Origin of the sequence: Paraburkholderia hospita (assembly GCF_002902965.1) — a bacterium.
Lineage (GTDB): Bacteria > Pseudomonadota > Gammaproteobacteria > Burkholderiales > Burkholderiaceae > Paraburkholderia > Paraburkholderia hospita.
The window spans coordinates 619,718-643,337 of the sequence record NZ_CP026106.1 but is presented as its reverse complement, the minus strand read 5'-3'; the positions used below and the strand labels follow the sequence as shown (position 1 = coordinate 643,337).

21 protein-coding genes are annotated in these 23,620 nt (G+C 60.1%); 11 read left to right on the top strand and 10 right to left on the bottom strand.

Translation table 11 applies throughout. The annotated features are described in order from the left end of the window. Positions 1-24: 24 nt before the first annotated feature. The 4 genes from C2L64_RS21340 to C2L64_RS21320 all read right to left on the bottom strand — a co-directional run bounded on the left by C2L64_RS21340 (position 25) and on the right by C2L64_RS21320 (position 3,255). Positions 25-375 carry a type II toxin-antitoxin system HicB family antitoxin gene (locus C2L64_RS21340; RefSeq protein WP_007587827.1) on the bottom strand — a complete coding sequence of 117 codons (351 nt, stop codon included), beginning with the start codon at positions 373-375 and terminating at the stop codon, positions 25-27. A 17-nt stretch (positions 376-392) separates the two neighbouring features. After that, complete coding sequence (locus C2L64_RS21335) at positions 393-617, bottom strand: hypothetical protein (RefSeq protein ID WP_007587825.1); 225 nt, start codon at positions 615-617, stop codon at positions 393-395. A 592-nt stretch (positions 618-1,209) separates the two neighbouring features. Next, positions 1,210-2,175 (bottom strand): threo-3-hydroxy-L-aspartate ammonia-lyase, encoded by a 966-nt coding sequence (locus C2L64_RS21325; RefSeq protein WP_007587823.1) that lies wholly within the window; start codon positions 2,173-2,175, stop codon positions 1,210-1,212. A 159-nt stretch (positions 2,176-2,334) separates the two neighbouring features. Then, a complete protein-coding gene (locus C2L64_RS21320) occupies positions 2,335-3,255 on the bottom strand; it encodes a LysR family transcriptional regulator (RefSeq protein WP_007587822.1) in 921 nt (306 codons plus the stop codon). Positions 3,256-3,353: 98 nt separating this feature from the next. On the opposite strand from C2L64_RS21320, the gene C2L64_RS21315 reads away from it, so the two are divergent. After that, entirely contained in the window at positions 3,354-4,484 is a 1,131-nt protein-coding gene (locus C2L64_RS21315; protein WP_086909802.1) for a DSD1 family PLP-dependent enzyme, read from the top strand. A gap of 24 nt (positions 4,485-4,508) precedes the next feature. On the opposite strand, the gene C2L64_RS21310 is transcribed toward C2L64_RS21315, so the two are convergent. Beyond that, complete coding sequence (locus C2L64_RS21310) at positions 4,509-5,141, bottom strand: helix-turn-helix transcriptional regulator (protein ID WP_007734476.1); 633 nt, start codon at positions 5,139-5,141, stop codon at positions 4,509-4,511. Between the two features lie 191 nt (positions 5,142-5,332). Here C2L64_RS21310 and C2L64_RS21305 point away from each other — a divergent pair, with 191 nt between their 5' ends. The 7 genes from C2L64_RS21305 (at position 5,333) to C2L64_RS21275 (ending at position 14,120) form a co-directional block, all read left to right on the top strand. Then, positions 5,333-6,079, top strand: coding sequence for a carbonic anhydrase family protein (locus C2L64_RS21305; protein WP_007587816.1), 747 nt, complete (start codon positions 5,333-5,335; stop codon positions 6,077-6,079). Positions 6,080-7,329: 1,250 nt separating this feature from the next. Continuing rightward, on the top strand, positions 7,330-7,653 hold the full coding sequence (locus C2L64_RS21300; protein WP_318268112.1) for a hypothetical protein: 324 nt from the start codon (positions 7,330-7,332) through the stop codon (positions 7,651-7,653). 366 nt (positions 7,654-8,019) lie between these two features. Next, on the top strand, positions 8,020-9,921 hold the full coding sequence (locus tag C2L64_RS21295) for a Na/Pi cotransporter family protein (RefSeq protein WP_039901376.1): 1,902 nt from the start codon (positions 8,020-8,022) through the stop codon (positions 9,919-9,921). A gap of 404 nt (positions 9,922-10,325) precedes the next feature. After that, a complete protein-coding gene (locus tag C2L64_RS21290; protein ID WP_086908653.1) occupies positions 10,326-11,036 on the top strand; it encodes an SDR family NAD(P)-dependent oxidoreductase in 711 nt (236 codons plus the stop codon). Between the two features lie 315 nt (positions 11,037-11,351). Continuing rightward, positions 11,352-11,795: an organic hydroperoxide resistance protein gene (locus C2L64_RS21285; RefSeq protein WP_009771084.1), complete on the top strand. Its 444-nt coding sequence runs from the start codon at positions 11,352-11,354 to the stop codon at positions 11,793-11,795. Continuing rightward, positions 11,786-12,319 carry a tautomerase family protein gene (locus C2L64_RS21280; RefSeq protein ID WP_007735250.1) on the top strand — a complete coding sequence of 178 codons (534 nt, stop codon included), beginning with the start codon at positions 11,786-11,788 and terminating at the stop codon, positions 12,317-12,319. The genes C2L64_RS21285 and C2L64_RS21280 overlap by 10 nt, the downstream gene beginning before the upstream one ends. A 1,264-nt stretch (positions 12,320-13,583) precedes the next feature. Further along, positions 13,584-14,120 carry a hypothetical protein gene (locus tag C2L64_RS21275; protein WP_039902849.1) on the top strand — a complete coding sequence of 179 codons (537 nt, stop codon included), beginning with the start codon at positions 13,584-13,586 and terminating at the stop codon, positions 14,118-14,120. Between the two features lie 660 nt (positions 14,121-14,780). On the opposite strand, the gene C2L64_RS21270 is transcribed toward C2L64_RS21275, so the two are convergent. Then, a complete protein-coding gene (locus C2L64_RS21270) occupies positions 14,781-15,254 on the bottom strand; it encodes a hypothetical protein (protein WP_009771087.1) in 474 nt (157 codons plus the stop codon). Between the two features lie 629 nt (positions 15,255-15,883). Between C2L64_RS21270 and C2L64_RS21265 the strand changes: the two genes are divergently transcribed. Next, a complete protein-coding gene (locus C2L64_RS21265; protein ID WP_100216135.1) occupies positions 15,884-16,393 on the top strand; it encodes a lipocalin-like domain-containing protein in 510 nt (169 codons plus the stop codon). A gap of 229 nt (positions 16,394-16,622) precedes the next feature. On the opposite strand, the gene C2L64_RS21260 is transcribed toward C2L64_RS21265, so the two are convergent. Both C2L64_RS21260 and C2L64_RS21255 read right to left on the bottom strand, forming a co-directional pair. Next, positions 16,623-16,892, bottom strand: coding sequence for a YbdD/YjiX family protein (locus C2L64_RS21260; protein ID WP_007737158.1), 270 nt, complete (start codon positions 16,890-16,892; stop codon positions 16,623-16,625). 2 nt (positions 16,893-16,894) lie between these two features. Beyond that, complete coding sequence (locus C2L64_RS21255; protein ID WP_007737151.1) at positions 16,895-18,955, bottom strand: carbon starvation CstA family protein; 2,061 nt, start codon at positions 18,953-18,955, stop codon at positions 16,895-16,897. A 782-nt stretch (positions 18,956-19,737) separates the two neighbouring features. Here C2L64_RS21255 and C2L64_RS21250 point away from each other — a divergent pair. Continuing rightward, a complete protein-coding gene (locus tag C2L64_RS21250; RefSeq protein ID WP_009771089.1) occupies positions 19,738-21,306 on the top strand; it encodes a flavin monoamine oxidase family protein in 1,569 nt (522 codons plus the stop codon). Further along, positions 21,299-21,718, top strand: coding sequence for a c-type cytochrome (locus tag C2L64_RS21245; RefSeq protein ID WP_009771090.1), 420 nt, complete (start codon positions 21,299-21,301; stop codon positions 21,716-21,718). Before C2L64_RS21250 ends, C2L64_RS21245 begins: the two co-directional genes overlap by 8 nt. 175 nt (positions 21,719-21,893) lie before the next feature. On the opposite strand, the gene C2L64_RS21240 is transcribed toward C2L64_RS21245, so the two are convergent. Then, positions 21,894-22,847: a dimethyl sulfoxide reductase anchor subunit family protein gene (locus C2L64_RS21240; RefSeq protein ID WP_009771091.1), complete on the bottom strand. Its 954-nt coding sequence runs from the start codon at positions 22,845-22,847 to the stop codon at positions 21,894-21,896. Between the two features lie 24 nt (positions 22,848-22,871). Continuing rightward, positions 22,872-23,609 carry a 4Fe-4S dicluster domain-containing protein gene (locus tag C2L64_RS21235; protein ID WP_007737143.1) on the bottom strand — a complete coding sequence of 246 codons (738 nt, stop codon included), beginning with the start codon at positions 23,607-23,609 and terminating at the stop codon, positions 22,872-22,874. Positions 23,610-23,620 lie beyond the last annotated feature (11 nt).

Sequence of the window (23,620 nt, the reverse complement as noted above, 5' to 3'; positions counted from 1 at the left end):
GGTGGGGATGGGTAAAAGTGAAACTCAGGCTGCGAGCTTCATGCTGACGAGCCGGTTCAGGCTCACGCCCTGCTCGGCCGCCTGCATCGCCAGCGCGCGATGCTGCTCAGGCGGAATGCGTACTCTGAACTCGCCGCTATAGCGCTTCTCCGCGAGTGGATCAGGTACAGCTTCACCTTGTTCGATCATGTCGGCGATGGCTTCCGCGACAGCTGCGCGCATTCCCTTGAGGGCGGCGTCGGGCGAACGGGCAAGCCACGAAAGGGATGGAAACTCCGCGCACAGTCCTACGTGTTCGCCGTCTTCCGGCGACCATGTGACGCGGTAGGTGTAGTGATCAACGGGCAGTCTGACGTTCGCGGGTTTGCGACTCATTGGTTCGATAATTGTTGCTAATCCGGCGACACAAAAATCCGCACTTCCCCGTTCGCCGTCGGCATCGTGAAGCCGTTGATGCGGCCCGCGCGCACGTCGAAGAGCAAGCGCTCCAGGCGCTCGAGCCGTGCTGCCTTATCGCCGCCGCTCAAAGCGGCAGCGTCCGAATCCTTCAGCAGCGCCGCACGCGCGCTCGCGATGCGCGCGACTGCGCTCGATCTCGATGTGAAAACCTCTTCCATGTCGGGTACTTCCTTCCCGCTGCGGCCACATGGAAAGCTTCATTTCGCATGCCGCGCCAGCTATGTTCATCAAAAAGTGCCGCCCGCATTGCCGGGCGCGCGACGATTTTATGAGCTGGCGCAAATTCTTGCCGTGACGTTGACATGCCTCGCAGCCGCCCACGTCGCCGCAGAATATATTCGCAAAAGATTATGATAAACATAAAAAACATTAACTATCATAAATGAAACGGCGGTCCTACCCTTCAGTTCATCCCACGGCATCGTGCTCAAGCAGCGATGCGAAATACCGGGACGAGCAACAGGAGTTGATCATGAACACCGCCGCCAAATCGCTGCACTCTCAGGTCGAAAAGTGGCTCGCCCCCGGACCACAAGGGCAGATTCGGGTCGTGCGGTTTGGACATAGGCGCAGGGACGGAACGAGATACGCGCACGTCGAGGCGTCAACGACGTGCGGTGCGCGGGCGATCTTCTTCTTTCGTCATCACGACGGCGGCTGGTGCGTTTTTCCGCCTCACGCCGGCGGGCCGTCGATGTCAGCGCATCTTGGCGTGTACTGTTAGCCCCGTCGCCAGAGCGCCGGCTTCCTTCAGCTCGCCGAAACCAGCTCCGCGAACTTCTGCACATCGACATTGCCGCCGCTAATCAACACGCCGATCCGCTTGCCCTTGAGTTTGTCCTTCATCTGGCGCGCGGCGGCGAAGCTCAGACAACCAGTCGGCTCGACGACGATCTTCATCCGGGCCGCAAAGAAACGCATGCAATCGACGAGTTCCGCGTCGCTCGCCGTGAGCACATCGGTGACATCGCGCTGGATGATCGGGAACGTGTATTCGCCGAGATGCTGCGTTTGCGCGCCGTCGGCGATCGTCTTCGGCGTGTCGATGTGAACAATCTTTCCTGACCGGAAAGATTGCTGCCCATCGTTGCCCGCTTCCGGCTCGACAGCGTAAAGCGCGCAATCGGGCGACAGCGCGCGTGTCGACAGCGCCGAGCCCGACAGCAATCCACCGCCGCCGAGCGGCACGAAGAACGCGTCGAGCGGCCCGACTTCGTCGAACAGTTCTTTCGCCGCCGTGCCCTGCCCGGCAATCACATCGGGATGATCGTAAGGCGGAATCAGCGTCAGGCCGTGCTTCTGCGCGAGATCGCGGCCAATCTGCTCGCGGTCTTCCTTGTAGCGGTCGTAAAGGACGACGTTGCCGCCGTAGCCTTTGGTTGCCTCGACCTTGATTTGCGGCGCGTCCTGCGGCATCACGATCGTAGCGGGCATGCCGAGCAGACGCGCGGACAGTGCGACGGCCTGCGCATGATTGCCCGACGAAAACGCGACCACACCCTGACGGCGCTGCTGCTCATCGAACTTCGACAGTGCGTTGAACGCGCCGCGAAACTTGAACGCGCCCATGCGCTGGAGGTTTTCGCATTTGAAGAACACCTCGGCGCCGAACATTTCGTTGACGGTCCGCGAAGTCAGGACGGGCGTGCGGTGCGCAACGCCTTCGAGCCGCTTCGATGCGGCGACGACGTCGTCATAAGTGGGCAAAGTGAGCATGATTGTCCGGGATATCGAGTGTTGAGCGACGCGGGCGTGGAACGCGCGAACTGCAGCGACGCGCAATTATCCCGCTGGATTGATCGAATTGTGATTAGACATATTGTCTATGTCAATACATTTTGTAAATTCTCGCCATCAAGACAGCCACGCAGCGCGCTATTTGCGCCACGGAGGCGGATCCATCGCGGCCCGCGCCGCGTCGAGGAAAAGCCGCACTCGGGCAGGCACGCCCTTTCGCGTCGGCACGAGCGCGACGATCGGCGCAGGCGCCAACCGCCACTGCGGCAACAGGCGCTTGAGCTTTCCGCTTGCGATCAGCGCGCCCGCGTCCCATTCGGATCGCACCATGATGCCAAGTCCGCGCATGGCCCAATCGCCGATCACGCCGCCATCGTTCGACGATAGCGCCCCTGTCACGCGCACAGTCACCGCCTTGCCCTGTTTCGCGTTTCTGCCCGACGCCCTTTCGAAACGCCAGCGCGATACATCCTCGTCGTTCTCGCGCAGGCAAAGACAAGGCAGATGCGCGAGTTCGTGAGGATGCTCCAGCGCCTCGAGACTGGCCGCCAGTCGCGGGCTCGCGCACAGATAGCGCTCGTTCGGCGCAAGGACGTGCGCGACCCACGACGAGTCCTTCATTTCGCCGATATGGATCACGATGTCTGCACCCGCGCTGTCGGCGAGCGGGCTATCGGAGAGAGTCAGGCTGGCCTTCACGTTCGGATACATCAGGTGAAAGTCCCTGAGAACGGGCGCCACGTGAACGCGCCCGAAACCCAGCGGCGCGACGATGCGCAGGCTCCCCGATACGGACTGATGTTCCGCTGCGATCCGCTCAGGCAGCGTTTCGAGTCGTTCGAGCAGATCGATTGCTTCGAGCATCAGCCGCGTGCCTTCGTCAGTGAGTGAGATGCCGCGCGCCTCGCGCACCGCGAGATGCACGCCAAGGCGCTCTTCGAGCTTTTGCAGCCGCACGGTGAGCGCGGGTGGCGTGACGTCGAGCAGCCGCGCGGCACCCGCAAGCGAATGCGTCGTGCCGAGCGCCCTGAACATGCGCATGTCGTCGAGATCGACCATTAAACTGGATTAAATGAGACGTTGATGGACCATTAACCACACTATAGTCCAAAGACTCTACAGTGAATCCGCGCACTCTTCGTCACAAGGAAAGCACTGTGAATCTCGCCTCGCTCAATACGCCCGCCGCCATCGTCGACGTCGATGTCATGACGCGCAACATCCAGCGCATGCAAACGCGGATGGACGCACACGGTGTGACATTCCGGCCGCATGTGAAGACGACCAAATGCGAGCATGTCGTGCGCGCGCAGCTTGCCGCCGGCGCGCAAGGGATCACCGTTTCGACGCTCAAAGAAGCGGAGCAGTTTTTCGCCGTAGGCATCGGCGATATCGTCTATGCAGTGGCAATGGCGCCCAGCAAACTCGAACAGGCGCTGCAACTGCTCCGCCGTGGCTGCCGCCTGAAGATCATCACGGACAGCGTCCATTCGGCGCAAGCCATCGTGGCGTTCGGGAACGCGCATGCGGCGACGTTCGAGGTGTGGATCGAGGTCGACGTCGACGGACATCGCTCAGGCGTCGCGCCGGATGACGACCTGTTGCTCGACGTCGGGCGCATTCTGCATGAAGGAAAAATGAAGCTGGGCGGCGTGCTCGCGCATGCAGGCTCGAGCTACGACTACAGCACGTCAGCAGAGCTGGAGCGAATCGCGGAACAGGAGCGCGCCGGCTGCGTGCATGCGGCCCAACGGCTGCGCGCAGCCGGCCTGCCTTGCGACACGGTCAGCATCGGCTCGACGCCAACGGCGCTCGCCGCGCGGCATCTCGAAGGCGTGACGGAGGTTCGCGCGGGCGTCTATGTGTTCTTCGATCTCGTGATGCACAACGTGGGCGTGTGCGGCATTGACGAGATCGCGCTCAGCGTGCTGACCACGGTGATCGGTCATCAGGAAAGCAAGGGCTGGACAATCGTCGACGCGGGCTGGATGGCGATGAGCCGCGACCGCGGCACGCAGCGCCAGAAGCAGGACTTCGGTTACGGGATGGTATGCACCGAAGACGGCGTGCCTGTCGAAGGCTTTGTGATGAGCGCCGCGAATCAGGAGCACGGCATCGTCTCGCAAGTCGGAGAGCCGGACACGTCGATCGCGCAGCGTTTCCCGGTCGGCACGCGGTTGCGTATTCTGCCCAACCACGCATGTGCAACGGGTGCTCAACACCCGGAGTATCACGCACTGTCACGCGACGGCGGTGTGCCCGCGTGGCCGAGATTCTATGGCTGGTAAGCGGACGGAAGCCGCAAGGCCGCGTCACTTCGTATCGTTGTACACCGTCGCACGCGATACGCCCAGGTGCGCAGCAATGATTTCCATCGACTTGCGCACCTCCAGAAAGCCCGCCTGCTTCAACTCCTGCATCAACGCACGCCGATGCTCCGTCTTCAGCGCCTGCGGCGTGGTGGACAGCGACATCGCGTACTGGTCGATCCGCTCCCGGATCGCCTCGGCATTCGCTGGATCGAGCGATTCTTTTGCACCGACGCCTGAAGCCGTGCAGAACTGCTCCAATACGTTCTGAATGCCGCGAAACAGATTCAGGTCGACGTTCAGACACAACGCGGCGACATAGCGTCCCGATGAATCCTTGATCCCGACCGACGTGCTCTTCGCCCGGCGGCCGTCGCCGAACTGGTTCGGATAGTTGGTCAGCAACTGCGGATAGTCTTCGTCCGCGATCCGCGCGAGTCCGAGTTCCGTTGCCGGGTCACCGACCGCGCGCCCGGACAGGTTGTTGTGAATCGCGAGAATCGCATGCCCCGGGTCGCGCAGATCGTGGACGACGACTTCGCAAAATGGGGCGAACGTCTGCCCCAGACCGTCGGCGATCTGCTTCACCTGATCGAGAAGCGACGCCTGCTCCCGCTCCAACACACTTTTTCTCATGATAGACGTTTTATCTAAAATTAACCATATTGTACAGTCACTTACGGTCGCAAGGCGTAGCGAACGAAAGCGTCGTGTGGTTTCATTTCTCTTGAACGCAATCCGGCATCGCCTATATTCGACTCATGCGTGACGCATCGAACGCAGTGCCTTGAGTCATAACGACGTTGCAAAAACCAGTGAGCCCGTTCATGTGCAATACGTATGAATATCCACGACAGTACAAAGGCTCGGGCCGCCGGCAATTTCTCCGGTTGACGGGCGCTGCGGCCGTTGCAGGCTTTGCCCAGATCACGTTCCTGTCCGGCGTGGCACGCGCCGATGCGCTGACCCGGGCGCAGCGCGACCGGATGTCGCCGCAAGAAATCATCGACGATATGAAACAGGGCAACGCTCGCTTCCAGAAGGGCGAGCGAAAGCCGCGCAACTATTTGCGCGAGCAACGCGCGAGCGCAGCGGGGCAATATCCCGCCGCCGTGCTGCTGAGCTGCATCGATTCACGCGCACCCGCCGAAGTCATCATGGACCTCGGTATCGGCGACATCTTCAACTGCCGCGTTGCGGGCAACGTCGAGAACACCGACATCCTCGGCAGCATCGAGTTTGCGTGCAAGCTGTCGGGCGCGAAGGTCGTCGTCGTGATGGGCCACACGGCTTGCGGCGCGATCAAGGGCGCCATTGCGAACGCCGAGCTGGGCAATCTCACCGCGCTGCTCGACAAGATCAAACCCGCCGTGCAGGCCACCGAGTACAACGGCGAGCGCTCCGCAACGAACTACGCGTTCGTGAATGCCGTGGCGCGCAAGAACGTCGAACTGACGATCGGCAACATACGTCGCGATAGTCCCGTGCTGGCCGAAATGGAAAGCCAGGGCACGATCAAGATCGTCGGCGCGATGTATAACCTGAGCACGGGCGCGCTGGAGTTTTTGGGCTGATGGGTTGAATGGACGTTGGTCGAGACAGATAGGCTGGACAGGACCGTTCTCGACTCTCTTAGATTTATCAGATTATGGTATCGCCATCGCTATGTCGCGGACAATCAAGTTACCAAGATTTTCGCCGACTGCTTTATGAGTCAGTACCGACGTGATGTGGTACTCAAATAGCTCATCAATTCCACTGCCCAACATATGCGGCTCGATCCCCAATTAGCTTTAGATGTTTTTCGCTATTGCGCGTGGTCGTATCAAATCCCTGTCTCCCTGACGAGCCGAATCGCACAGAACTGTCCTTTGGTTTTGAACGGCCGTACATGAATGACTTTCAACCTATCAAATCACCTACGCCGCTACCAGGCATAGTGCTTCGGACTGGAACCCCTCCGACCGAGCAGCGCTTCTGTCTGCAGCGTGCATCGAACGACCGGCCGATACCGCACGTCCCTGATTGGAAGTTCGACCCGGCCGCCACACGGCATCTGAAGCCGGACGTGTACGACGCTGATCCAGCGGCTCAGTTTCCGACGCGACGCTCGTCCACCGCTTTTGAAAAGTGCAAAAATTTCCTAAACCGGACCATGGAGCATGATTTCCCTGCGCCGCAATGTCCTGCCCCGCTAAAAAGGCGTTTAGCATTACGAATTGATCAGACAGCGGCACCTTCTCATCATCTCACTCCGATCAGAATTACGGCGGACGGCCAGCCGTGGTGAGATCTTCAGGTCGGGTCTTAGATTTTGAAGTCGCCCGTGCTGCCTATAATGTCGAGCCACACGCCATAGTCGTTGCATTTACCCGCCTCGAAATGGACCGTCGGCACGGAGCCGTTTGCGAAAGTCGCCGTCAAGACGTCGTGGTCAGGACAAGTGTGCCGAAGCGTTCTGCTGGCTTACACCAGTAAGAAATGAAAACGTGAGACGCGCGCCGATGCGCAGGTCCTTGAACAGGCTCACAGTCTGCTTCATCACTTACCCTCAGAAATCGCGACGGGTCGGCGTCGCGATATACCAACAGATTCCCCAATCTGTTTAACGGCCCAAACGACCCGCGCCTGAAGGGATGGCACAAGGATGACCGACGTCCTCTCTTTCCCGACGCGGTCGCCATGTATCTAAGGATTTGACAATCACACGCGGTCCCTTAGAATCAGAAACCTGTTGCATTGCAACAATCAGCAGACGTATCGATTTCCGCCATGAAGTACCCTCGAAATCCGTCGCTGGGGAAGATGTCGTCTGAGGAAATCCATGAACGGCCGATCGTATTATTTTGTGGCTCACCGTTCTGATAACGCGGATCTAATTAGTAATCCATATAACCTAAATAACAACCTAAACGTGGTCATGGCTTCAGGTAATAGCAAGACACGCAATCCCAGTCCATACACCTTCCGTGATATCGACGCTGCAATCGCCCACCTGGAAACCGTGCTTGATACCGACGGTGCAAGCTCACTATTTTCCCGGACATACTGGCGTGACCGGGTTCTCCAGGCCTCCTCTACAACCGGACTGGCTCCAAAACAGCAGCAGCGCCTGCATCGTCTTCTGGAACGGATTGACACGTTTTGAGGTTCTCTACGTCCCCACTACTCACCGTTCAGGCGTTCCGGGTCCGAATCATGGCCCCATCTGGCACAACCATTCGTTTTTCGCGGAACCCATGATCGATCTCAGAGCATCTGGCAGCGAAGAGCTCGCGCTCTCAGCACGGTAGTTTCGACCGGGGCACCCCATTAACCCGTCTATTTCGCCGGTTAGCCCAAACAACTGATTGCGCTGTTCGTTGGCGCACGTATTGCGCGCGCAGTCTCGTGGAAAATTCTGTTCGGTTGTGCGTTGTCGGTTGTTCAGCCCTGATCCGCCTCAAGCCCTTTTCTGAGGTGTCGGCGCGTCAGACAGGAGTGGCAAGGACAATTGCGGGAAGCACGAGTCGCCATGCCAATGCAGACCTTTACCCTTATCGATCTCGCCGGCTCCGTCGCGCTACTGCTACTGGGTGTGCAGATGTTCCAGACGGGCATATACCGGGCGTTGAACCCGGTCTTCGAGCCGTTGCTCGTGCGTGCGCTGCGCGATCGTGGACATGCTTTTCTGGGTGGTATGGGCGTATCCGTTATCCAGCAGAGCAGCACGGTGATGGGATGGATGACCGAGCGTGCCGCTATCGCGCGTCCGGCCGACCTTGCACCGCCACTTGCAGCGGTACTCGGCGCGAATATAGGTGCGACCCTGGTCGTCCAGATACTGCTGGTTGTCGATCAGCCCGCTATCTCTCCCGCGCTTATCCTTGTTGGCGTCCTGATGTTCAGGAAGGCGTCGAATTCTCGCGCCCATGATCTGGGGCGAGCATTCATCGGGCTTGGGATCATGCTGCTCGGGCTGCATGCGCTGCTCGATCTGATGACGGACTACGAAGATGCTCCCAGCCTTCGGATGGTTTTGGGCGCTGCGTCCACGATGCCGGTGGTCGACATGATGCTGGCCGCAAGCCTGAGCTGGGCGGCGGAGTCGAACGTGGCCGCCGTGCTGCTGATAGCGTCGCTCTGTGCAAAGAACGTCGTGCCGCCCGATACGGCATTCGCCCTTGTTCTAGGCGCGAATCTCGGTACGGCCGCCCGGCCAGTGCTTGACCGCGCGGCGCCAGGCGAACCGTCGTCGCGGCGTGTCCCGGTTGGAATCCTGCTGATATTGTTAGTGGGCGTCGCTATAGTGCTCGCAGCGCTGGTGCCGATTGGCCGCATGATGGTCGTAATCGAGCCGGACAACGGGCGGGTAGTCGCCGACTTTCATACGCTGTTCAACGTTTTCGTGGCAATCGCGTTCATGCCGCTGCTCGTGCCGTACGGCAACCTGTTGACTCGTCTGATGCCGGCGTGGGGCAGTTTTATTGACCCACCCGGCCCGTTTCGTGACCTACGGAACCCGCAGGAAATTCCACCGTTATCGCACGACACAGCGCGAACAGCGCCGGGGACGAGATGTCCGTCGGATGGACAGCGCGCCGTCGTTCGCATGCGTCAGGACATACTCGATAACGTGACGGCAACTGGAGACGTTGGGCGGCAATTGCCGGACATGTCGCCACGTAGTGACGAACGCTTCGAAACCGAGAAATCTGCCGGATTGGCGACCGGCGAGACCGACCGGCCTCGCAGCGTCATTATTCGGACCGCCGGCCAAAATGCGCTTGAATGGTTGGGGGACGATGGGAGTATCTCGACGTTCAAACTGAAGGGATCGATCTGGCTTCATCTGCAGGATCTCCGTGTCATGCGCCAGCTGGAGCCCGTCACCGGGGCGGCCCATGCTGCCCTTTCAACCACCATCTGCGGCACCGTGTCTCTGGACGACGGCGAGTTGTCGATCATTGGTGAGCCCTGGATCACCACCCCCGCGGTCCACCTTACCTTTGCGAGCCGCGAGATCAGCAGCGCAGACCACGATGGGCTTCGCAGCCTGCAAGAATCGCTCGGTACGGCCTTCTCCGATATTCCCTTGGGTACCGCCAGAGTCGGATTCAACCGCCAGGACGATGAGTTGCATGAACCGGATCTATGGTGGGCATCGCTCAATGTACCTGCGAGTAGCATGGATGGACTCAGGGAAGCGCTCGAGACGGGCTGTCTCCGTGCCGTGCAGCTCGGTCTCTGTGTGACCGGCGTCTACTCACCCGTCGGAAAGATTGCCGGTGCGGAGCGCGGTCCACGCCTTCTGCTCAGACCCAACAGTATCGATGCGAGCGACTCGCCACAAACCGCAATTGGCTACGTGACGCATCTGGCCTTTGATCTGGCGAGAGTCAGCCTTGGGCAGTTCCACGACGGAATACTCAAGTAGCCTTAGAGACGCACCTGGAACTTTTCTGCGCGATCACGTTGTCTAACAGCCGCTGCTGGCCGACCACTGCCCCATGCACCTCACATAACCGCCTGCGGCTCGGGGTCTTCTGGGGTCGCCAACACGTGACCCAAACCGGTCGCGCAAACCGATGCGACATCAGCGACCGCACCTTGGTTCGTTCGAGCACCCACGCGTCGCTGCCGAAACTGGTCGCGCCGTCCGAGGACATTTTCCCTTCGGCAGCGCTTGAAGTGTACGGACACACCAACTGCATCTGTTCCTGGCGATTACAACTGTTTGTCCATTGCGGGTGTACGCAACCGGGTCGAGGGAGCTTAGATTGACGACCTAACGGCGCTGTCGATTCCGACGCAAGCCAAACACACTTTCAGAGGTCAATCATGAGCAATTCGCAAAAGGTCGCTATCGTCACGGGTGCATCGCAAGGCATTGGCGCTGAGATCGTCAAGGGCTTCCGCGAGCAAGGCTATCGCGTCCTCGCGGTAGCACGCTCGATCAAACCTTCCGAAGACCCGAACGTCGTGACGATCGCCGGCGACATCGGCGACCGCGAAGTGGCACAGCGCGCCGTTTCGGAAGCCGTAAAGCGCTTTGGCCGCGTCGACACGCTGATCAACAACGCGGGCATCTTCATCGCCAAGCCGTTCACGCAATACACCACCGAAGACTACGCGGCCGTGATGAACGTGAACGTGAACGGCTTCTTCCATATCACGCAGCTCGCCATCGCCGAGATGGAAAAGAACAAGAGCGGCCACGTCCTGCAGATCTCGACGAGCCTCGTCGATCACGCAATCTCGGGCGTGCCGTCGGTTCTCGCGTCGCTGACCAAGGGCGGCCTGAACGCCGCAACGAAGTCGCTCGCGATCGAATACGCGAAGTCGGGCATCCGCGCGAACGCTGTATCGCCCGGCATCATCAAGTCGCCGATGCACGCGCCGGAAACGCACGAAGCACTGGGTTCGCTGCATCCCGTCGGCCACATGGGCGAGATGAGCGACATCGTCAATGCAGTGCTGTATCTCGACTCCGCGTCGTTCGTCACGGGCGAGATCCTGCACGTGGACGGCGGCCAGAGTGCTGGCCACTGAGCATACCGGGAAGTCGGGAACGGTGCCCCTCGCGCACCATATCACGGAGCATCACCCGTCTGCCACTCGCCATCACGCGCGACGCCGCCCTATCCGTTCGTAGACCTTATGACGAACAGGATAGGTGTGCAACACCCGCAGTTACCGTGCGCAGCCCGGTGTTGCATTCGCTGGATCTGGCGCGCCGCGGCCGTGTAGCGCACGGTATCTGCAACGCTGATTGATACCCGAGATTCCAAAGCCGCAGCTTTCCGACAAACGCGGAATACATCTGCGCACTTCAATACTTCCATTGACCAACTGGAGCAAACCACCATGACTCGAATCGAAAACGTGCTGTACACAGGCAAGGTCCATGCGACGGGGGGCCGCGAAGGGGCCGCGCGCAGTTCGGACGGCCGCCTCGACATCAAGCTTTCGCGACCGGGTTCCGCAGGCGCCGGGACGAATCCCGAGCAGCTGTTCGGCGCCGGCTGGTCGGCATGCTTTATTGGCGCAATGGGCGGCGCCGCACGCGCCTTGAACGTCACGCTGCCGGCCGAAACGAGTGTCGACGCCGAAATTGATTTCGGGACGACTGACGGCGGCTACTTTCTCGCGGCGCGTTTGAACGTGAGCCTTCCCGGCTTGCCGCGTGACGTCGCTCAGGCGCTGGTGGACCGGGCACATCAGACCTGTCCGTATTCCAAGGCTACGCGCGGCAACATCAATGTCGTAATCGCGCTCATTCAGACTGAAGGGGTAGTGAAATGCCAATGATCGATGCACTGTGGCCGGAAGATGCCCTGACGCCTGAGGCCGAAGCACGCCTGGTCAAAGAGCTGACTGACATTCTGATCAGGGTGGAAGGGTACGATCCCGGCAATCCAGTTGCGCAGGGCGTCAGTGTGCTTCATCTCCATCGACCTGCTGCCGTATTCGTCGGCGGGGAACGGTCGAAGGCGGCGCGTTACCGGATCATTCCGTCGGCGCCTGAAGGGCAATACACTGACGCATCACGCAGGAAGCTGGTGAAAGAAGTCACGGAAGCGGTAGCCCGCGCGGAGAACCGCCCCTTCGAAGAGGTCGCATCGCGCGTCTGGGTCTTCCCGACGGAGATTCCCGACGGTACCTGGGGCAGTCGTGGCGCCATCTATACGCTCCCCAACATTCACGCTTTGCTTGCCGGTGAGCCCGAACGGCGTGTCGGCGAGGAGCGACTTGCGCGCAGACGGCGCGAAAAGGCACGCATGACGATCGAGGCCACTGTCGATGTATTCCAACGAGCGAGCGACGACGCTTAGCGCGATCTCGCTGGTCGACGGGGCCGCTGATCTGGCTGGAGGATGACCGCCAGATAGACGAAGCGTGTTACTACTCGTATGAACATGATCGAAAGCAGATCGATGGCGTTCGAGGGTCGGTTGGGCACTCCAAGCGGCCTTTGGACCCGCACCCGTGCCATCCGGCCCAATTGGGTCATCGCCGACAAGCCGCGTCGGCCCAGCGCACTAAAATGCGGTGCACACGCGTCACACGCGCTGGCGCGAGGATGGAACTGACTCGGTACGCGAAAACCTGCGCCCCCCATCCATCGCGACGACATCCCTCTATCTGCATGGCGAAGACGCCTGATATGCACGGCACCTCGGCGGGGGTCGGGGAAGACCGCGGGTAGCAACCACTTTAGTTGAAATTTAGACACAACTTTAGTTGTGTAAGCGTGAAATTTTCAGAAAAATGGGAAACCAAACCGTACTATTAAGATAAGTATTCGTTTCTTAACGGCTGTGTTTTTTGATCGACTGGATGGCTCAATGTCCTGCCAAGCGGCCCGCGAATCAGGTCCACGTCAATATCCTTTTTGAACGCGCAACGGAGAACAATATGCCGCGATAACTGCCTGGTTATCGCGGGAATTACCCGGAAAGCGGTAGATCAACGGGTTGACGCCGGCCCCCTAATCCGCCATCAGCGCACAGACCGACGCCAGCTTCCAGAGCGCACGGGATTCCTCTGGTGCCTCGTGAGATAAGTCATCGCCACTGCCGACACCGGTGCGGCCATCGACCAACGGTGGTCATGGTGAACAACGCTGACGTCAAGCATACGATCGGGTCGCATGGTCGCTTTGCGCTCGTTTGGTGGACAGCAAGCGCCCCATCGCCGCCTTTTATGTTCAAACGCCAGGCGGCTGCATTCGCGCGGAAAGCGGACGAACAGACGACGTTTCGCGGCTGGTGTGAATGGCGGTGATGCTCGTCGGAAAATGAGCATGTAAATGGGTGGTCGGCAAGTGCAATGACCATTGTGGCACCAACGGTCAGCCTTTCACGTTGCGCAAACGCAAGAGTGGCTTTGTGCACAACCCCCAAGGCACTGTCGGTATTAAACAGATCCGATGCTTCAAGGGTTCGGGGGACGGCAGCGTACGCACGATGGCGGGCCCGCCTTCGAATTTAAGTTTTTTGACTCGAGGCCGATATAGATAGCGCGAACTTTCGATACTCAGTCACGCTGGTTATATCGCTTCAAGCGCTCGCCTTCATTCTCCCGGATACACACCCAATGACACGTCATACTTCCACACTGTTCGTTTCAATTGTGAGCTCAGTGCTGCTGTGCGCCTGCGCGGGGACGCCGTCTCAGACTGCGGCGGACTATCACCCGGAAACGGAAGCTCGCGTGCGTGTGTATTGGGGAGCGAACGTGATCCTTTATTTGAACACCCCGTGCGTTACAGGTGAGGCCAAGCACTTCGTCGCGTCCAAACCCGGCTTGTCGAGCCTGTCTAACAAGACCGTCGGCATGCCCGTGCCATCCGACGCGGCTCGGTATTTCCACGAGTACATTGTCCCAGCTGACCAGCCAATGACGGTTCATGCGCGGATTTCGAGCGAACAGTTTATCAACGGGAAGCGGTACAGGGTGACCGACGCGGCGAAAGCTAGCACCTTCGTGCCCGAGCATGGGCATGACTACGAGATCTTGGTCCAAGACAACGATGGACCTGACGAGATCTTTGCGCGCGAACTTGTCTCAAGTGTAAATGGCACCTCCACCGTACCGTATCCGCTCAGGTCGACGAGCTCCTGTAAGTCCTAGTTCGCTCGGTGTGTTCGATAGCCGCGAGAGGGAGAGCATCGAATTGGTCGCGTACCAATCCACACGACGCAGCTTGCTGATGAAATAACAGTGTTTTGAGCAAATCGCGCGGCGTGTCGGCACCGACTTTATCGCAACACGTTGCTCGTTGCGCTTTGCATACCAAACGGCGGTAATTCGCCGCGATCCGGACGCTAATGACCGAACGTCGAAGGTCCGTTCATGGCCGAACCCGGTCGAAGCTCGTCCAAGCCTGGCTGCCAGGAGTAACTCGCGCAACGTATCGCTTCCGGGAAGCATCCTCACTTCTTGGCATCAGGTATTTGGTGTGAGTGCGTTTCTGAATTTGTTCGTCCATTTCAGAATATACGATTGGATCGCTTGCACGGTTGAGTTCAAGCGTTGCGATGGCATGTTGAACCGTCCGTCCCTTCTCCTCGGGATGATTGCACCGCGCTCCAACTACATATTCTCTTATAGCATCTCGCAACTGCCCCGCTCGTATCTTGCTTCTGCCTTGATAGACAAACTCGCACGCCATCGGCACGTACGTCGTGTCCAGTGCCCAGACCTAGCCGCTGCGATCGATCTTCTAGTTGCGCAGCAGGTACGGCCAAACCTTGTGGGCCGCGCGGGCGTGGCGGACGACGCACGCGAGAACTATCTGAACTGCCATGTCAACTTGGCGACGCTGCTGCCCCAACTGAGCCCGGGACCGGGCGAAGTGTACGGCGCAGCGCCAGAGATCCCCTTATATTTCCCGCTGCCGCCGATTAGTGTATGAGCCTGTGCCGCAGCGTCGAACGTCGTATATAGCTGGTCACCATCGCTATCCGTCATGGTGCAGGCACCGGCCCCGCCGACCTCTCCGCTACCGGCCACGCGGTAGCAGAGGCAGTGCACCGACATGTCGTTAAAGAGTTTCTGATCGTCCATGTTGCGTGTGGTGCCAAACAGTTCTATCAACAGCGCATGACCGGTATCGCTCATATCCAGGTTGGCCAACGCGAGACCGGTGTAGTAAGTCACATAAGTCGCGGTACCTTGTTTCGGTATTGAAATCAGGTCGCCCGCAGCCATCTCGCAGCACAAAGACAGTACGATGGCAAGCATGATGGGAGTCAGTGTGTGCATGTGCGCCTCTTATGATCGATCGGCATCCTCGGATTGACCTGCGTGCTTCTTCCTCACTTTCGGAAAGCCAACTGCCGCGCAATCGCTAAAATTACATAGTAGTTCGGTCCGTTCATGGACCCGGAGCGGCCTCATGCGGTGTGCGGATTTCGTTCCAACGTGAGCCGTTGCGAATGGCGCTTCGGGGCCTCAACGAGAGTTGCGTAGTTGAAGGCTTGTCGTGGCAACCTCACGCGACTACCGGCCGCCCCTATAGGAAACCCATAGGTCTCTGGTTATCTGACTGGTCGTTCCGTAATCGCCGGCGAGCAAGAACCCTACATCGTGTCCCAAGGCTTCGCATCGTGGCGACGCCCGAATTTGCCTCTGACTCGGAGTCTGCGCGCGAATCGTCTGTCGCCACCATACGATTCTTATTCACGGGTAGCCGTTCGCCCATATGGCAAACGACATATGGCAGAAGGTGTCGTCACGCCTAGACTCAGAGTGCCGCCTTGCCGCGAACCGATGCGATGCCCGCCAGGATTCTGGAGGGGCTGATAGCACCGCACTGGTCGCGGTCAGAAGAAACAACGATCCGTTCCCTGCGGTTATCCAGTCAAGCGCCGACATCCGTGATGGAGAATTTCATGAAAGGTCATCAAACCGCCTTGCTCATCGGCGCTGCGCTATGGGCATCGACACTATTCGCCTCTCAAGTGGCGTGTGCTCAAACGACGGCCAGCCTGGTCGGCACCTGGAAGCTTGTCTCACTCACGATTCTGAAAAGCGGAAGCCCGGTGGAGATTCTGGGCGAGCGCCCCGAAGGTCAACTCGTCTTTGGCGCCGATGGGCGATACACCCTGGTCGCTCTCCGTTCGAACTTGCCGCGGCTTGCATCGGGGGATCGTCTTTCAGCGACTGGGGACGAAAACAGACAGATTGTGCAGGGGAGTGTCGCGCATTTCGGGACGTACAAAGTCGATCCCGCAGCGCATATGATCGAATTTCACATTCGGAAGGGAACATTTCCGAACTGGGATGGCGAAACACAGGCGAGACCATTCGTCATTGAAGGCGACCGATTGACATATGTCACGCCGGGTAGCTTTGGATACGGCGCGTCAACAGTCGTCTGGCAACGGGAAAATAGCAAGTAGGGGCGACGCGAAGCGCTGGGCAATACCCGCGAATGGGAGATCTCAGGTTGCCCTGACTGTCTGAATCCGCCGCCGCACAGCGACGTTCGCGATCAGCCGATTCGACTCAGCCCCCTGCAAAAGCTGGTAACGGGACGCGACGACCGAAACAATCCCGGTCCCGCGGTGCTCGGCGATCAACTTGAACGATTTCCGCAAAAAAACACGACTATGGATATCACGAGCCGCGCTAACAGCACCTCGGCCCGTTGCGACCGTATTTGCGATCCATGGACAGAATGAAGAACTCGCCCCGCGACAGTATCGGATCGGAGGGGTGACGCGAGGCCATGTGGCCGACATAGCGTTCATAGTCCGGGATGCCGAACATCTGCATGCAGGCTCCGCGCATGGTGCGCGCAAGTTCCGATAGCTGTGTCGCCAGTGTATTGCTACTGGGGCGGCGGTTCGTGGCCTGAACCGGCACCGCCAGGCGTTTGGAATTGAAGATCGTTTTCATGATCAGGTTCCTTGAGCGCGCACAACAGCGGGCGTCTCGACGACGGTGGGCTGTGCCTGCCTCAGCGCCTGCAAGCAGATCTTGATGGCGAAGACGCACATCGCGAGCACCAGCACGACAAAGAAGCCGCAGACAGCCGCGTCCAGATAGTTGTTGAAGGCCACCCGCTGCATCTCCGCAAGCGACTTGGCAGGCGCAAGCACAGTCCCCTGCGCGGCGGCGTCGCTGAACTTGTTCGCGAGCGCCAGGAAGCCGATCCTGGGGTCGCTGTGGAAGATCTTCTGGACGCCGGCGGTGAGCGTGGTAATCAGGAGCCACGCTGTCGGCACCAGCGTCACCCAGACGTAGCGCTCGCGCTTCATCTTCACCAGCACGCTGGTGCAGAGCAGCAGAGCGATGCCTGCGAGCATCTGATTGCCCACACCGAAAAGCTGCCAGAGGGTGTTGATGCCACCCAGCGGGTCGACCACGCCCTGATAGAGGAAGTAGCCCCACGCTGCCACACAAAGGCCGGTGCCCAGCAGGTTCGCGGGCAGGAACTGGGTGTTGCCGAGCGGCCGGTAGACGTGACCTAGCATGTCCTGGATCATGAAGCGGCCGACCCGCGTGCCAGCGTCCACGGCGGTCAGGATAAACAGCGCCTCGAAGAGGATCGCAAAGTGATACCAGAAAGCCTCCATGGCCTGGCCGCCGAGTGCCTGGCCCAGAATCTGCGCCATGCCAACGGCGAGCGTCGGGGCGCCGCCCGCGCGCGACAGGATGCTGGTCTCGCCGATGTTCACGGCCGTCTGGGTGATCACATCCGGCGTGATGGTGAAGCCCCAGCCGGATACGACTTGCGCAGCCTGTGCGGCGGTGGTGCCGATAATCGCCGCCGGCGCATTCATCGCAAAGTAGATGCCCGGATGCAATACGCAGGCCGCCGTCAGCGCCATGACCGCAACGAATGATTCGGCGAGCATGCCGCCGAATCCGATCAGACGCATATGCGACTCGCGCTCGATCATCTTCGGTGTGGTACCGGAAGAAATCAGCGCGTGAAAACCCGAGACCGCGCCGCAGGCGATCGTAATGAACAGAAACGGGAAGAGTGCGCCGGAGAAGACCGGCCCGGTACCGTCGATGAAGCGTGTGGTCCGCGGCATCGAAAGAGTCGGGGCGACGACGTAGATGCCGACCGCGAGAGCTACGATAGTGCCGATCTTCAGGAACGTGCTCAGGTAGTCGCGTGGCGCGAGCATCAGCCACACCGGCAGGCTGGAGGCGACGGCGCCGTACAGAATGAGTGTCCACGCCAGTTGCGGGCCGGTCAAGGTAAAGAGCGGCCCCCAGGTGGGATCGTTGGCGACCGCCTTCCCCAGGAAGATCGAGGCGAGCAAAAGCACGACGCCGAACAGGGACGCTTCTCCCACCCGCCCCGGGCGGATAAACCGCATGTAGACGCCCATCAGCAACGCGATCGGTATTGTTGCTGCGATGGTGAAGAGGCCCCACGGGCTGGACGTGAGCGCCTTGACCACCACCAGACTCAGGACCGCGAGAATGATGATCATGATCGCGAGTACGCCGACCAGAGCCAGCGAGCCGGGAATCGGGCCCAGTTCCATCTTGACCATTTCGCCAAGGGATTTGCCGTCGCGGCGCACTGACGCGAAAAGCACGATGAAATCCTGCACCGCACCGGCCACCACGACGCCCGCGAGGATCCATAGCGTGCCGGGCAGGTAGCCCATCTGCGCAGCCAGCACCGGACCGACCAACGGACCGGCGCCGGCGATTGCGGCGAAATGATGGCCGTACAGCACCCACTTGTTGGTCGGCACGTAATCCATACCGTCGTCGTGGCGCTCGGCTGGGGTCTGGCGAGTATCGTCGAGCCGCAGCACGCGCTCGGCAATGAACTTGCTATAGAAGCGATATGCGATGAAATAAACGATGAGGGCCGCGGTCACGAGCCACACGGCATTCACACTTTCACCGCGCCCAAGCGCGAGGGTAGCAAGGGCAAAAGCGCCGACGGCGGCCAGCAGACCCCACACAAGAATGGACACAAGTTTGTTCATGACGTCTCCCTCTCTCGAACAACGCGTGGCAGAACCATTCCCGCGCAACTTATGTACCGGTGTTCTTCAGTGGTTGATCGCCTGGCAGCGCGCTCGCATCCCGGCACTACGGGGTCCAGCGAAAAACAGGCTACACCCAGCCCTGAGGTGCCGCAAGACGCGATTCCCCTGCGCACTCACCGCGAGGCCAGCACCCGGCGCGTCGCTTCGACTGGCAAGGCCCGTTACCGCGATGCTCCTCAGAGTTTGTCCAAACGTCCGGCCATGCGCCGCCAGCAGCAGCCTGGCTTGTTTGGCAGCACGCGCCCCCTCACCGACCGCTCACGAGTTGGAATGACGGCTTGGTATGTCTCGCGGACGACAACTATTGGCCGGCTGCCCTCTCACGCGTCCGGGCGAGCCCGACCTACGAGGAGGGGCAGTCGGCCGTCCTGGTAATGGACAGTCGCACGTGGTGATGAGAAACAGTTCATGGTTTTAATTCTTCTCAAACCCGATTTCAGTCGAAGTAGGCAGCCTCCTGACGTTCGCGCCGCAACGAGGGGCGCGACGACCAACATCGCGTGCTCACCAGCGGTGTTTCTGGTGTTCGATTTACGAGGCTCGACGGGTCATCGCATAAAATGAACTAGTCCGTTGCAGTACGCCCAAACGCAATCCTCAAGCAGACAAATCCAGATGACTCATGCATTTGCAATTTGGGATGCGATCTGATTTCGTTCGCCATCGCTTCTCTCCAGTCGGGGCACCGCGTCCTTATGTCGAGAATGACCACAAATGCGATGAGCCGCCGGCACCTGCTGACGCTGATCGGCAAGAACCTCGGCGCGGCCGCCATGATGCAAGGCATGGGCACGCTTGGGTTCGCCGCTACCTCGACCTACGCCGGACCGGTCAGACTCGATGGCGCACCCAGAGGAACACGAATTCTCGTGCTCGGCGCGGGCATGGCCGGCCTCGTCGCGGCCTTTGAGTTGAGGAACGCGGGCTACCACGTGCAGGTGCTCGAGTACAACAACCGCGCGGGCGGTCGGGCCTGGACTGTCAGGGGCGGTGATCGTTATACAGAACTCGGCGGTGCCACCCAGGACTGTGATTTCGCTGACGGGCTTTATCTGAACCCAGGGCCATGGCGCATTCCGTATCACCACCAGGGCGTACTCGACTATGCAAAACGCCTGAAGGTGCCGCTCGAGCCGTTCATCCAGGTCAATTACAACGCATACCTGCATTCGACGGAGGCTTTTGGTGGCAAGCCGCAACGATTCCGCGCGGTGCAGACCGACTATCAAGGCTATATCGCCGAACTGCTTTCCAAAGCAATCCGCAAGGACGCACTCGATGATGCATTGTCGGTCGAAGATGCGCATCTGCTACTCGAATCCCTGCGCCAATGGGGTGCGCTCGATCGGGATGGTGGCTATCAGGCGGGGCGGCGAAGCAGTGAGCGCCGTGGCTTCGCGACCGCGCATGGCGGTGGGCTGATGCCCGAGGCCGTGCCGTCGAATCTGCTCCCGCGCGACCCCTTGCTTGCATCGCGTTTGTGGCAATGGCTCTCGTCTGGAAACGAACAGGACTATCAGAGCAGCATGTTCCAGCCCGTCGGCGGCATGGACAGGATTGCCCATGCGCTTCATTCGCAAGTCGCAAGCGCCGTAGTGTTCAACGCCAGAGTCACGGCCATCTTGCAGGCCGAGCAAGGTGTCACAGTGCGCTATACCGATACGACCACCCGGACCGAACGGAACGCGCACGCGGATTGGCTGGTGTGCACCATCCCGCTCTCGATTCTGAGTCAGATCGACATTGCCGTCGGCCCGGACATGCGCGCCGCGATCGATGCGGTGCCCTACGAGACATCGGTGAAAATCGGGTTGCAATTCGGCCGGCGATTCTGGGAAGAAGACGAGCAGATCTACGGCGGCATCACGCATACCGACCTGCCGATCTCGACGATCGGCTATCCGGCAACAGGTTACGGATCGATCGGTCCAGCGGTGCTGCTCGGCGCCTACATGTGGGGGCCCGCCAGCTATGAGATGGGTGCGCTGCCCCCTGCCGAACGGATCGCGGTGGCATTGAGCCAGGGCAGCCAGATTCATCCGCAGTACGCGCGCGAGTACCAGAAGGGCTTCGCGATGAGCTGGAGCCGATCACCGTTCACGAATGGCTGCTTCGCCGCATGGACGGATGCGTTGAGAAAAGCGCATTACGCGAATCTCTGTCAGATCGACGGACGGATCGTCCTTGCTGGAGAGCACGCTTCTCATATCCCGGCATGGCAGGAAGGCGCCGTGCTGTCGTCACTGGATGCGATCACCCGGTTGCATCGGAGAATCGTCAATGCATAGGCCGACGCTGATCCTCAGCGTGATGCTGATGGCCTTGCTGACAGGAAGCGAGACGGTGTCGGCCCAGACCGTGGCACAGGACGTACCACGCACCTTCGCGATCTCGCCGGGCTACCGCTTCACCGAAATAAGCGGCGAAGCGCTTTACAACGCTACATGTGCGGGATGCCATATGCCGGATGGAAAAGGCGCACAGGGCGCGGGTCACTACCCCGCGCTCGCTGACAACCCGGCAGTCGAAGCAGCACCCTACGTCATCACCAGCGTACTTCATGGCCGGAAGGCGATGCCATCGTTTGGAGACGAGATGAATGACGATCAGGTCGCTGCTGTCGTCAACTACACGAGAACCCATTTCGGCAATCGATTTGCCGGAAGTGTCACGCCGAGCCAGGTTAGAAGTTTGCGCTGAGTTCCCGTGGCATGGCTATCGCCGAATAGCCGCCAGACTCCCCCTCCCCGGTCTTCGTCACTCTGCAGATCCCGGATTCGACAAGAGATCTCAAAGCGGAGCGACAGCGGTAGCTGTACCCCGTCAGTCTCCAGAATGAATCAAGGCGAGCGTCGCCGGCGAACAAAACCGAATCCTATGCCTGCCGATAATAAAGATTCTGCGGATGCCGCGCTTCAGCGAAGAAAAACCACCGCTCGGCGACGAGCCCCGCGTACTGAATCGCGGACGCCGCACACAACAATGCGAACGAAAACCCAATCGACCGGACGCTGCCGCCGAACGCCACCAGAACGAACGGCACGATGAAACCGGCGACGATAAACGTCCATTTGATGCGCCTCAGCGTCTGAGGTGTCTTGCCATGAAAGAACTCGCGCAGATTGAATGCGCCTGCCGTGAACCCGCGCGATTTCTGCTCGACACGCGTAGCGCGAATACCTGTCGCACTTTGCACCGTTGACTTCGGCCTGAGCCGTGCATTGCGCGCCAACGATGCACCGCGCGACACGCAACCAGCGAGCGTCAACACGCAAGCCGCTACGGCGAGCGGCGAGACGAGCACGGGCGCGAGCAGCGCGGCACAGGCCGTCGCGAGCGTGAAGCCTGACGCGCAACCGAGCAGCGCAAAGTTGACCAGCGTGAGCGGCGTCGCCCACTCCTGCAGGAAGCGCAGACACGCGTAGATCATGCCCGTGCAGACGAACAGCAGAGCACTCACGATCACGGCGATCAAGCCAATCGCGAGCGTGTAAGGCGAAGCAAACGCATGCGCGCCACCGTAAGCGAACGTGCAGGCAAGAAACGCAGGCAGGCACAGGCATTCGCGCGAGAGCCACGAAGTGCGCCACATCGCGATGGCCCGCCACGCGCGCTCGGGATGACCGAGATGAAAGAACGATGCGACGAGCCCCAATGCGCCAAGCAGACACGACAGAGCGGCGCCGACGACATACAGGATCGGTGGCACGGCGGCTGCATCGCCGAAGCCCAACCACAACGCCGCCTCGACACCGACCAGCGCGATCAGCAACCCTTGCCCCGCTCCGATCAACGTCGTAAGGAACACCACTGAAAAAGCCGGATTCATGCCACTCTCCCTTGACGTTCAGCTTCAGACCCGCGTCGCGATCGACGCGAGATGCAGCTCGCCGCGTTCGACCTGCGTTTCGACGGACGCAACTTCGTCGCCCTCGGGCGAGGTCTTGCACGAGCATGCCTCGCCGCCACACGCCGACACCTTCTGGCGCGGCAGATAGTGATTCGCGGGCCGCGTGCCCCACTCCGGCATCAGCTGATAACCACCGCGTTCGCGGATCGCCTTCGACACGACCGACTCCGGATCATGAATATCGCCAAACAGCCGCGCCGAAGTCGGACACGCCAGCACGCACGCAGGCTTGCGATCGCGCTCGGGCAGCGCCTCGTTATAGATGCGGTCCGCGCAGAGCGTGCACTTGGTCATTTCCTTGCGCTGCTCGTCGATTTCGCGCGCGCCGTAGGGGCAAGCCCACGCGCAGTACTTGCAGCCGATACAGCGGTCATAGTCGACCAGCACCAGGCCGTCTTCCTTGCGCTTGTAGCTTGCTCCAGTCGGACAGACGGGCACGCACGGTGGGTCCTCGCAGTGCAGGCACGACTTCGGAAAATGAATGGTGTCGGTAAGTGGAAACTCGCCGGCTTCGTAGGTCTGCACGCGGTTGAAGAACGTGCCGGACGGATCGGCGTCGTACGGACGAAAATCCGCCAGACTGCCCGCCTCTCCCGACGTGTTCCACTCCTTGCAGCTCGTCACGCACGCGTGGCAGCCCACGCAGACGTTCAGATCGATTACGAGCGCCATCTGTGTCATGCGATGCTCCC